The sequence below is a fragment of the Streptomyces sp. P17 genome, assembly GCF_032436805.1.
Classification (GTDB): Bacteria; Actinomycetota; Actinomycetes; order Streptomycetales; family Streptomycetaceae; genus Streptomyces.
Genome location: NZ_JAVRBF010001131.1, coordinates 1 through 256, shown reverse-complemented (window position 1 = coordinate 256; position 256 = coordinate 1). Strand labels below are relative to the sequence as shown.

1 protein-coding gene is annotated in these 256 nt (G+C 41.4%); it reads left to right on the top strand.

Annotated elements, in window-relative coordinates; genetic code table 11:
* Window positions 1-256: DNA cytosine methyltransferase (locus RMT89_RS44175; RefSeq protein ID WP_315889395.1), on the top strand; the 256-nt coding region annotated here is incomplete at both ends.

Sequence of the window (256 nt, the reverse complement as noted above, 5' to 3'; positions counted from 1 at the left end):
GGAATATCGACAGGATAAGTGGTATGAAGTCACAGGCATTGTCTTAGATGGGAAACTTTATCGCCTGAGAATAAGACGACTGACACCAAGAGAGTGTTTCAGACTGCAAGGCTTTCCTGATTGGGCTTATGAAAGAGCAGAAAATGTTTCCAGTAAGAGCCAACTATACAAACAGGCCGGCAATAGCGTGACTGTCACAGTTATTGAAGCCATTGCGAGAGAATTTAAAAGAATAGAAGAGGAAGAAAAACATGAA